8 protein-coding genes are annotated in these 10,516 nt (G+C 55.6%); 7 read left to right on the top strand and 1 reads right to left on the bottom strand.

Annotated features, from left to right (window positions below):
• Positions 1 to 262 (bottom strand): transposase (locus DM08_RS09560; protein WP_035384435.1); only part of this gene is annotated, 262 nt, incomplete at its 3' end.
• A 662-nt stretch (positions 263 to 924) separates the two neighbouring features.
• Between DM08_RS09560 and DM08_RS09555 the strand changes: the two genes are divergently transcribed.
• From DM08_RS09555 to DM08_RS09525, 7 genes are all read left to right on the top strand, one after another.
• Positions 925 to 2,667: a type I restriction-modification system subunit M gene (locus DM08_RS09555; protein WP_035384434.1), complete on the top strand. Its 1,743-nt coding sequence runs from the start codon at positions 925 to 927 to the stop codon at positions 2,665 to 2,667.
• Between the two features lie 100 nt (positions 2,668 to 2,767).
• Positions 2,768 to 3,775 (top strand): PDDEXK nuclease domain-containing protein, encoded by a 1,008-nt coding sequence (locus tag DM08_RS09550; RefSeq protein ID WP_035384433.1) that lies wholly within the window; start codon positions 2,768 to 2,770, stop codon positions 3,773 to 3,775.
• Positions 3,772 to 5,094, top strand: coding sequence for a restriction endonuclease subunit S (locus DM08_RS09545; RefSeq protein ID WP_081908850.1), 1,323 nt, complete (start codon positions 3,772 to 3,774; stop codon positions 5,092 to 5,094). The genes DM08_RS09550 and DM08_RS09545 overlap by 4 nt, the downstream gene beginning before the upstream one ends.
• A gap of 27 nt (positions 5,095 to 5,121) precedes the next feature.
• A complete protein-coding gene (locus DM08_RS09540) occupies positions 5,122 to 5,730 on the top strand; it encodes a nucleotidyltransferase domain-containing protein (protein WP_035384432.1) in 609 nt (202 codons plus the stop codon).
• Positions 5,699 to 6,148: a hypothetical protein gene (locus DM08_RS09535; protein WP_035384431.1), complete on the top strand. Its 450-nt coding sequence runs from the start codon at positions 5,699 to 5,701 to the stop codon at positions 6,146 to 6,148. The genes DM08_RS09540 and DM08_RS09535 overlap by 32 nt, the downstream gene beginning before the upstream one ends.
• A complete protein-coding gene (locus tag DM08_RS09530; protein ID WP_035384430.1) occupies positions 6,145 to 9,264 on the top strand; it encodes a type I restriction endonuclease subunit R in 3,120 nt (1,039 codons plus the stop codon). The genes DM08_RS09535 and DM08_RS09530 overlap by 4 nt, the downstream gene beginning before the upstream one ends.
• 464 nt (positions 9,265 to 9,728) lie before the next feature.
• Positions 9,729 to 10,469 carry a DNA/RNA non-specific endonuclease gene (locus DM08_RS09525; RefSeq protein WP_035384429.1) on the top strand — a complete coding sequence of 247 codons (741 nt, stop codon included), beginning with the start codon at positions 9,729 to 9,731 and terminating at the stop codon, positions 10,467 to 10,469.
• The last annotated feature ends 47 nt before the right edge of the window (positions 10,470 to 10,516 follow it).

Raw genomic sequence — 10,516 nt, 5'->3', positions numbered from 1 at the left:
GCTTCAGCTCCCGTTTGAGCTTCGATAGCTCGCTCTCTTCCGTCACCTTTGGTCGACCGGGCTCGCGGAATACGCCACCATTCGCCTTGAATTGCGCCTGCCACTTGTAGAGCCGGTTGCGTGCAACACCCAGTTCCAGCGCTAGTTGCGTCCCCGGCTTTTGCCCCAATTCCAGCAACCGCACTGCCTCGCGCTTGAATTCCGCACTGAACCGCTGCCGCTGCCTCTCCGGATTTACCTTGCCTTTTCCCTTGCTTTCCATTGAACACCTCCTTCATTAACTGTCTCCTATTGAAGTGTCCGTTAAAGGCGGGTTAGCTCAGACACTTTTCTAACCTATTCTTATGGATACTTCGCATTTATGAATTCTTGTGTCTCTTTATTTCATTATCAATAAGGAGCCGCAGACTGCGAAGCGAATTGAATCACACTGACGCGCCTAGATACATAGGCCGAATTATCTAGATATTTCGGCCTGGTCTCGATGAATGAAGGAGTCCGGAAAGAAGTGAAAAGCAGCCATTAGTCCCATTTGCTGAGGATGGCCGCAATGGCCGATTTCCCGCCAAGTGGGCTAGTCCGCCAGAGCCATTTTGTCAGACTGTTCATTGCGTCTGCTTTACACAAAATTATGGACTCGCCCCCCTCTGGATTACCCCAGCATAACCATTAATTCACCGAGCTTTCCGGTGAATCAGGCTGCATTGAAGCCGAAGTTTCCTCGGTATAGTGTCGCTCCAGAGTGCTCACACTGCATACGCACGCACGTACACTTAACGGTTTTGGCGATTTCCAAGTTGATCCACAAGCATATTTGTGCATGCAATGATTCATCAGCTAAGACTCGAACTATGTTATCCGGCATATTGCTATACCTTGGCAAACCCCGCAGAATACATCGGAGAAATATCACGTTGAGCACTAATGAACCACCAGTCCCTTTCATCCTTCATTTGGTCTGTCGCCGACCTGTTGCGCGGCGACTACAAGCAATCCGAATACGGCAAGGTGATCTTGCCATTCACTGTGCTGCGCCGTCTGGACTGCGTACTGGAAACCACCAAGGCGGCGGTGCTGGCCGAGCTGGAAGCCAAGCAGCAGGCCGGGCTGAATCCTGAGCCGTTCCTGTTACGCAAAGCGGGGCAGAGTTTCTACAATACATCGCCGCTGGACATGAAAAAGCTGATGGGCGATCAGGATCACATCCGTGAGAACCTTTACAGCTACGTGCAAGCCTTCTCGCCCGCCGTGCGCGACATCTTCGAGCGCTTCGACTTCCACACTCAGGTCGAACGCTTGGGCAAGGCCGGGTTGCTGTATCAAGTCACCGAGAAGTTCGCCCAGATCGACCTGCATCCCGAAGCCGTCAGCAACAGCCAGATGGGGCTGGTATTCGAGGAGCTGATCCGCAAATTCGCCGAAATCTCCAACGAGACTGCCGGGGAACACTTCACCCCGCGTGAAGTCATCCGCCTGATGGTCAACCTGCTGTTCATCGAAGACGACGCGGTGCTGTCCAAGCCCGGCGTGGTGCGCACCATTTATGATCCCACGGCTGGCACGGGTGGCATGCTCTCCATCGCCGGGGAGTATCTGGAAGAACACAATCCGCAGGCGCGGCTCACTATGTTCGGGCAGGAACTCAACGACGAGTCCTACGCCATCTGCAAGGCCGACATGCTCATCAAGGGGCAGGATGTCGCCAACATCACACCGGGCAACACCCTGTCGGACGACGGCCACCTGCACAAGAAGTTCGACTACATGCTGTCCAATCCGCCGTTTGGCGTAGAGTGGAAAAAAGTCGAAAAGGACATCCGCAAGGAGCACGAGCAGCAAGGTTTCAATGGCCGCTTCGGCCCCGGCCTGCCGCGCGTGTCGGATGGCTCGCTGCTGTTCCTGCTGCATCTGGTCAGCAAGATGCGCCCTGCTGCCGAGGGTGGTAGCCGCTTCGGTATCGTGCTGAATGGTTCGCCGCTATTTACCGGCGGCGCAGGCAGCGGGGAAAGTGAAATCCGCCGCTACGTGCTGGAAAACGATCTGGTCGAAGCCATCATCGGCCTGCCCACCGACATGTTCTACAACACCGGCATCAGCACCTACGTCTGGATACTCTCCAACCGCAAGCCGGAAGCGCGCAAGGGCTGTGTGCAACTGATCGACGCCAGTGGCTTCTGGCAGAAGATGCGCAAGAGTCTGGGCAGCAAACGCAAGGAGCTGTCGGACGAGCACATCACCGAGATCACCCGCTTGTTTGGCGAGTTTGTTGAAGCCGAGCAAGCGGGAAAACCGATCAGCCGCATTTTCAAGAATCAGGACTTCGGCTATCGCACCATCACCGTCGAACGCCCGCTGCGCAATGAGCAAGGCAAGATCGTGCTGGGCGAAAAGGGCAAACAGAAAGGCAAGCCGCAGCCGGATTCCAGCCTGCGTGATACCGAGAATGTCCCGCTGAATGAGGACGTGGAAAGCTACTTCAAACGCGAAGTGCTCCCCCACGCCCCCGATGCGTGGATCGACCACGACAAAACCAAAGTCGGCTACGAAATCCCGTTCAACCGGCACTTCTACGTGTTCCAGCCGCCGCGCCCGCTGGCCGAGATTGATACCGAACTGAAGCAATGCACGGATCGGATTTTGACGATGATTGCGGGGCTGTCGGCATGAGCTTTGCCATGTATAATCCAGCCAACAACACCCCCCAAGCCTATCCGCCAGCTCATCGGCGTGACGCTCAAACCGGGGGGTTACTTTTTGGAGGGGCAGCATGAGCAACCTCACCCCCGACACTCACTTCGCCGAAGTCGCCAAACTCATCGCCGCCGCGCGCCAGCGCGCCGTGCAAAGCGTCAACACCACGCTCATCGAGCTTTACTGGCAGGTCGGCGAATACATCAGCCGCAAGATCGAAGCGGCGGAATGGGGCGATGGCGTGGTCACGCAACTGGCCGACTACCTGGCGCGCACCCAGCCCGGCCTGAGCGGTTTCACCCGCCCCAACCTGTTCCGTATGCGCCAGTTTTACGAAGCGTATCGCGGCGATGAAAAAGTCTCACCGCTGGTGAGACAATTGCCGTGGACGCACAACCTCATCATCCTCAGCCAGAGCAAACGCCCGGAAGAACGCGAATTCTATTTGCGCATGGCCGCACAGGAACAGTGGAGCAAACGTGAACTGGAGCGCCAATTCAAAACCGCGCTGTTCGAGCGCGTCGTACTCAACCCGGTAAAAGTGTCACCAGTGGTGACACAAATTCACCCCGAAGCGCTGAGCGTATTCAAAGACAGCTACCTAGTCGAATTCCTCGGCCTGCCGCAAAGCCATGCCGAAGCCGACCTGCATCACGGCCTACTGCACAAGCTCAAGGACTTCCTCATCGAGCTGGGACGCGACTTCTGCTTTGTCGGCTCCGAATATCCGCTGCAAGTCGGCGGACGCGACTTCGCACTGGATTTGCTCTTCTTCCATCGCGGGCTTAATTGCCTCGTCGCCATCGAACTCAAGGTCGGGCGCTTCGAGCCGGAATACCTCGGCAAGCTCGGCTTCTACCTCGAAGCGCTAGACCGTGACATCAAAAAGCCGCACGAAAATCCCGCCATCGGCGTGCTGCTCTGCGCCAGCAAAGACGACGAAGTCGTCGAATACGCCCTGAGCCGCAGCCTCTCGCCCGCCCTCATCGCCGAATACCAGACCCAGTTACCGAACAAAAAACTGCTGCAAGCCAAACTGCACGAATTCTATTTGCAGAACGCGCCGGAAGAGGATGAGGCATGAGTTTTCCGCGTTATCCCGAATACAAGGGCAGTGGTGTCGCGTGGCTGGGCGAGGTGCCGGGGCATTGGGGACTGAAGCGAGTCAAGCAAGTTTTCCGGGAAAGAGACGAGCGCTCGGAGGATGGAAGTGAGACGCTGCTGTCTGTCTCTGCCTACACGGGGGTTTCTCCTCGCGCTGAAGTGATAGACGAAGGTGACCACCTTAGCCGTGCTGAATCCCTCGAAGGCTATAAGGTGTGCTATCCGAATGACTTGGTGATGAACATCATGCTGGCTTGGAATCGAGGGCTGGCATTTTCTAATCACGAAGGAATCGTAAGTCCTGCATACAGCGTATTTCATGTGATAGATGGTAGCCTGCCGTCATTTCTGAACTACTTGGTGAGGTCGGACGAAACCATCCTTTACTACAAGGCATTTTCTGCGGGCGTGATCGATTCAAGATTGCGTTTGTATCCAGATGTGTTTGGCAGACTGTATATGGCACTGCCTCCGTTAGAGGAACAGCAAACCATCGCCGCCTTCCTCGACCGCGAGACGGGGAAGATTGATGCCCTGATTGCCGAGCAGCGGCGGTTGGTGGAGCTGCTGACGGAAAAGCGGCAGGCGGTGATTTCGCACGCTGTCACCAAGGGGCTGAACCCCAACTCCCCGATGAAAGACTCCGGCATCGAATGGCTGGGCGACGTGCCGGAGCATTGGGATCGAGCGCAAATTGGCAGAGTTTGCAAGCAAGTTTCTGATGGCCCTCATTTCTCGCCCAATTATGTTGATGATGGCGTGATGTTTCTTTCCGCTCGGAATATAGGGGTGAGTTCTTGGCATCTCGACGATGCGAAATTTGTTTCTGAAGAGGACTACTCGGAATTTTGCAGGCGAGTGATTCCAGAAAAGGGCGATGTTCTTTATACCAAAGGCGGCACTACAGGAATCGCGAGAGTTGTCGATCTTGATGATCGATTTCAGGTGTGGGTTCACGTCGCTGTCCTTAAAATAAATCACGACCTCGTTGAACCGTATTACTTGGCGTATGCACTGAACAGTGTGGGTTGTTATGAGCAGTCGCAGTTGCATACCCGTGGTGCTACCAATAAAGACCTTGGGCTTACTCGAATGACCAAGATATGGTTTGCTCTCCCTCCATTGGATGAGCAACTCGAAATCAGAGCATTTCTTCACCGAGAAACCGCTGCATTCGACACCCTCACCGCCGCAGCCAACCGCGCCATCGCCTTGCTGCAAGAACGCCGCAGCGCGCTGATTTCCGCCGCCGTCACGGGCAAGATAGACGTGCGCGGAATTCAATCGTTGCCGCAATGAAGCTATTAAAGCTACAATCGAAGCAAAATGAGCTACGACAATAAATTATTAAGTGTGCTGTTCGGGACTTACCGCCTGCGGGTGCTGGAGTTGCTGTTGTTGCAACCTGCGCAGCGTTTTCACGTGCGCGAGCTAGCGCGGCAGACCGGAACAACGGCGGGGACGTTGCATCGCGAGTTGAGCAAGCTGGCGGAAGCGGGTTTGTTGTTGCGTGAGAAGCAAGGCAATCAGGTGTTGTATCAGGCCAACCGTGCGTGTCCGGTATTTGCCGAGTTGGCGGGGGTGTTCCGTAAAACCAGCGGTGCTGTGAGTGTGGTGTTGAGTGCGTTGGGGGGCATTGCGTCGCAGATTCAATTTGCGTTGCTGTTTGGTTCATTCGCGCAAGGCACTGAAACGGCGGGCAGCGATGTGGATGTGCTGATAGTGGGTGAGGCGAGTTTTGCCGAGGTGGTGCGGGCGCTGTATTCGGCTCAAGAAAAATTACAGCGCGAGATCAATCCGGTGGTTTATTCGCCTGCGGAGTTTCAACTGCGCCTGCATAACCAAGAGCCATTGGTGATGGATGTGCTGGCTAAACCCAAGTTGTATTTGATCGGGACTGAACATGACTTTGCAGAATTTACTGGCCATCCATAAGTTGCAGGCATTTGTGCCCACACGAGGCGCGGTACTTAAATTGCTGTTGGCGGCGCAGCGCAATTTGGTGGATGCAAATCTCAAGGAGTTGGGCGCGGATAATCGTTTTGATGCGGCTTATAAAACCATCATGCAATGCGCGATGCTGGGCTTGTGGGCAAATGGTTATCGGACTGCGACCAGCCAGCCCGGCCATCATCAATTGGCAATTCAAAGTTTACCGCTCACATTGCAGGTGTCCAAAGAGACGGTGATCGTGCTGGATGCTTTGCGCAAGCAGCGCAACTTGAACGATTACGAAGGTGATCCGATTGCCGATAGCGCATTGGCAGATTGTTTGAAAGAAGCGGAACAATTGTTGGCGCACACGCAGCATTGGTTGCAGACCAACCATCCAGACTTGGTAAATAAACCATGAGCCTGCACAAGGAAATCGAATTCGAGAACGACATCTGCGCTCACCTTGCGGCACACGATTGGCTGTATGCGGACGGTGATTTCTCGGCCTATGACCGAACCCGCGCCTTGTTTCCCGCCGATGTGATTGCTTGGGTGCAGGCTACCCAACCCAAAGCATGGGAAACGCTGAGCAAGAACCACGGCGCCGCTGCCGACGCGGTGTTGCTGGATCGGTTACGCCGCCAACTGGATGACCGGGGCACGCTGGATGTGTTGCGGCATGGCATCGAGTTATTGGGTTTGCGTCAGCCTTTGCAGCTTGCCCAGTTCAAGCCCGCGCTGGCGATGAACCCGGAACTGCAAGCCAAGTACGCCGCCAATCGGCTGCGCGTGGTGCGGCAGGTGCGCTATTCGCTGTTCAACGAGAATGCGATTGATCTGGTGCTATTCCTGAATGGCCTGCCGATTGCTACGGTGGAGCTGAAGTCCGACTTTACCCAGTCGGTAGAGGATGCGGTGGATCAATACCGCTTCGACCGCCATCCCAAACCCAAGGGGCAAGCTGCCGCCGAGACATTGCTGGACTTCCCGCGTGGCGCGTTGGTGCATTTCGCGGTGAGCAATAGTGCCGCCATGATGACCACCCGCCTGCTGGGTGCGGCGACCACTTTCCTGCCGTTCAATTTGGGCGATCACGGCGCGGCAGGCAATCCGGTAAACCCGAACGGACACCGCACCGCGTATTTGTGGGAACAGGTCTGGGCACGCGATAGCTGGCTGGAGATCATCGGGCGTTACATCGTCGCTAAACGCGACAGCAAGAAGCAGATCAAGGCGATCATCTTCCCGCGCTATCACCAGCTGGATGCAACGCGGAAACTGGTGGCGGCAGTGCTATCAGAAGGTGCAGGCCAGAAGTACCTGATTCAGCATTCCGCTGGCTCGGGCAAGACCAACTCCATCGCGTGGACGGCTCACTTCCTTGCCGACTTGCACGATGCCCAGCACAAGAAGCTGTTCGACTCGGTGCTGGTGGTTTCGGATCGCACGGTGCTGGATACGCAGTTGCAGGAAGCCATCTTCGATTTCGAGCGTACGGCGGGTGTGGTCGCCACCATCAAGGGCGAAAGCCAGAGCAAGAGCGGCGAGCTGGCGCAGGCGTTGTCGGGCGGGAAGAAGATCGTGGTGTGCACCATTCAGACATTCCCCTTTGCGCTACAGGCTGTGCAGGAACTCGCCGCTACTCAAGGCAAACGCTTTGCCGTGATTGCCGATGAGGCGCATAGCTCGCAGACCGGCGCGGCGGCTTCCAAGCTCAAGCAGTTGCTAAGTGCGGAAGAAATGCAGGAACTGGCAGACGGCGGCGAGGTGGGAACGGAAGACCTGCTGGCAATGCAGATGGCAGCGCGGGCGAACGATGCGGGCATCACCTATGTTGCTTTCACCGCCACGCCCAAGGCCAAGACGCTCGAACTGTTCGGTCGTCGCCCCAATCCGGCATTATCAGCCAGCGATGAAAATCTGCCTGCGCCGTTCCATGTCTATTCCATGCGACAGGCCATCGAGGAGGGATTCATTCTCGACGTGCTGAAAAACTACACGCCCTACAAGCTGGCCTTCAAGCTCGCCAACGAGGGGCGCGAGTGGATTGATGTGGAAGTGGAGCGCAGCACGGCGATGAAGGGCATCATGCGCTGGGTGCGCCTGCATCCCTACAACATCAGCCAGAAGGTGCAAGTGGTGGTGGAACACTTCCGCGACAGCGTGCAGCCGTTGCTGGAAGGCAAAGCCAAGGCGATGGTGGTGGTCGGTAGCCGTCTGGAGGCGGTGCGCTGGCAAATTGCCATCGACAAGTACATCAAGTCGCAGGGCTACAGGATCGGTACGCTAGTGGCATTCTCGGGCGAGGTGAACGATCAGGAATCCAACCCCGATCCGCTCTCCGAAACCAGCAAGGTGCTTAACTCCAATTTGAACGGGCGAGACATCCGCGAAGCCTTTGCCACCGAGGAGTATCAGATTCTGCTAGTCGCCAACAAATTCCAGACTGGCTTTGACCAGCCCTTGCTGTGCGGCATGTATGTGGACAAGCGATTGGCGGGCATACAGGCGGTGCAGACACTTTCCAGACTGAACCGCGCCCATCCCGGCAAGGATACGACCTACATCCTCGACTTCGTGAATGACCCGAACGAGGTGCTGGCAGCTTTCAAGACCTATTACGAAACGGCGGAACTGGACGGCGTGACTGATCCCAATCTGGTGTATGACCTGCGCGCCAAGCTGGATGCCGAAGGCCACTACGACGACAACGAGGTGGATCGGGTGGTGACAGTGGAAATGAACCCGAACGCGTCACAGGCGGAGCTTTCTGCTGCCATCGAGCCAGTGGCTGATCGTTTGCTCAAGCGTTACCGGGCGGCACATGCCAATCATCAGGCCGCTGTTGCCAACAAGGATGCAAGGGCCGAACAAGAGGCGCAAGACGAGATGAATGCGCTGATGCTGTTCAAGCGTAATCTGGGCGCATTCCAGCGGGTGTATGCCTTTCTGTCGCAAATCTTCGATTACGGCAATACCGCCATCGAGAAGCGGGCGATCTTCTTCAAGCGACTGCTGCCCTTGCTGGAGTTCGGGCGCGAACGGGAAGGCGTCGATCTCTCCAAGGTGACGCTCACCCATCACAAGCTGAAGGATCAGGGTAAGCGCAACTTGGCACTGGTGAATGGCGAGTATCCCAAGCTATCGCCTCTGACCGAAACAGGCAGTGGCGAGGTGCAGCAGAAGGAGAAGGTTTATCTGGCCGAGATCATCACCAAGGTGAACGAGCTATTCGAGGGCGATCTGACCGAAGACGACAAGCTGATTTACGTGAACCATGTTTTGAAGGGCAAGCTGCTCGAATCCGAGATTCTGGTACAGCAGGCCAACAACAATACCAAGGAGCAGTTCGCCAATTCCCCCGATCTGTCTAACGCGATTCTGAATGCGATCATGGATGCGCTGTCGGCGCATTCAACCTTGAGCAAGCAGGCGCTTGGTTCGGAGAAGGTGCGGAGCGGATTAAAGGACGTGCTGCTAGGGCCAGCGCAGCTGTATGAGACTTTGAGAGAACGAGCATTCGATCTGGGATAGAGCGCTTCCTGAGAGAAGGGCCCACGGCACAACTGGACTGTGCCATATTTGTGCCATGACACAATTGGAAATGGCACAAATCAGGTCGATTTCAGTAGGCTTTGTAAGTTAGCAAGCGTTACAAGTGACTGATTATAAATGACTCATGTTTTTACTGGCTCGCCCTGTTAATCCGCAGGTCCCTGGTTCGAGTCCAGGTCGGGGAGCCAAACAAAACAAGCACTTAGTCAGAAATGACTAGGTGCTTTTTTTCATTCCGGGTGATCCAATGCCGAAAAGTCCGAGGGTCGGCATTAAAAAGTCCGTGGGGCACCCCATTGGGATGGCTAGTGGGGAGCTGAAAACCTGAAAATCTGGGAATCTGGAAATCTGACGTGCAACTTCTCGGGTGAACGATTGGGCGGCTAGTCTGTCCTATCCCTCGTTCGCCTGTAGGCTAGGCCATTGGAGATATACTCTAGCGCATGTCCCTCGTTTCCAAGCTACTCAAGCACGTCGTTACCGCCTCACTTCTGCTGCCGTCTGTGGCTGTCCATGCCGGTTCCACCAGCTTCGATCAGTGCCCGCAGTTCTTTGCACATGGGAAGTCTCCCGTCATCCGTGCCTCCCAGCAAGACATGAAGCCCAGAGCGTTATGCTTTGACGGATTCGCTGTATTGCATTCAGGCAGCAGCCATAGTCCGGTCTATGTCGCCGAACGACTCAATCGAGCGATGATTGAAAAGGATATAGAACGTACCGATCAGTTCTATGCCGAGGCCAGACTCCCCAACTCCGAACGCGCCCAACTGGATGACTACCGCAGCTCAGGCTATGACCGGGGACACATGGCCCCCGCTGCCGACATGGCTACGGATGATGCGATGGCTCAAAGCTTCTCGTTGGCCAATATCGTGCCGCAAGCGCCCAACAACAATCGCAAGACATGGGCGAAGCTTGAAAAAGATACCCGCAAATATGTGATGCGTGCCCAAGGTGATGTCTACGTCATCTCAGGCCCCGTCTATGACACGGCACCTACCACGATAGGTAACACCCACGTCTGGGTACCACGTTACCTGTTCAAGCTGGTCTATGATCCCAGCAATCACCGAGCCTGGGCACACTGGATCGAGAATACAGACGATGCCCGTGTCGGCAGGCCGATCAGTTATCAGGAATTGGTGCAGCGCACCGGGATTGAGTTCTTGCCGAATCTGCTTTGACCGATGGAGAGTTAAAGCAGGAGCCCAATATCTTCCAAATCTTTGCT

The sequence above is a fragment of the Ferriphaselus sp. R-1 genome, assembly GCF_000746095.1.
In the GTDB taxonomy this organism is placed as follows: domain Bacteria; phylum Pseudomonadota; class Gammaproteobacteria; order Burkholderiales; family Gallionellaceae; genus Ferriphaselus.
This window is presented reverse-complemented; position numbering and strand designations above follow the sequence as displayed.

Bases quoted from the DNA above. Each gene is read 5' to 3' on its own strand.
- DM08_RS09555 (WP_035384434.1), top strand. From the start codon at position 925: ATGAACCACCAGTCCCTTTCATCCTTCATTTGGTCTGTCGCCGACCTG.
- DM08_RS09550 (WP_035384433.1), top strand. From the start codon at position 2,768: ATGAGCAACCTCACCCCCGACACTCACTTCGCCGAAGTCGCCAAACTC.
- DM08_RS09545 (WP_081908850.1), top strand. From the start codon at position 3,772: ATGAGTTTTCCGCGTTATCCCGAATACAAGGGCAGTGGTGTCGCGTGG.
- DM08_RS09540 (WP_035384432.1), top strand. From the start codon at position 5,122: ATGAGCTACGACAATAAATTATTAAGTGTGCTGTTCGGGACTTACCGC.
- DM08_RS09535 (WP_035384431.1), top strand. From the start codon at position 5,699: ATGACTTTGCAGAATTTACTGGCCATCCATAAGTTGCAGGCATTTGTG.
- DM08_RS09530 (WP_035384430.1), top strand. From the start codon at position 6,145: ATGAGCCTGCACAAGGAAATCGAATTCGAGAACGACATCTGCGCTCAC.
- DM08_RS09525 (WP_035384429.1), top strand. From the start codon at position 9,729: ATGTCCCTCGTTTCCAAGCTACTCAAGCACGTCGTTACCGCCTCACTT.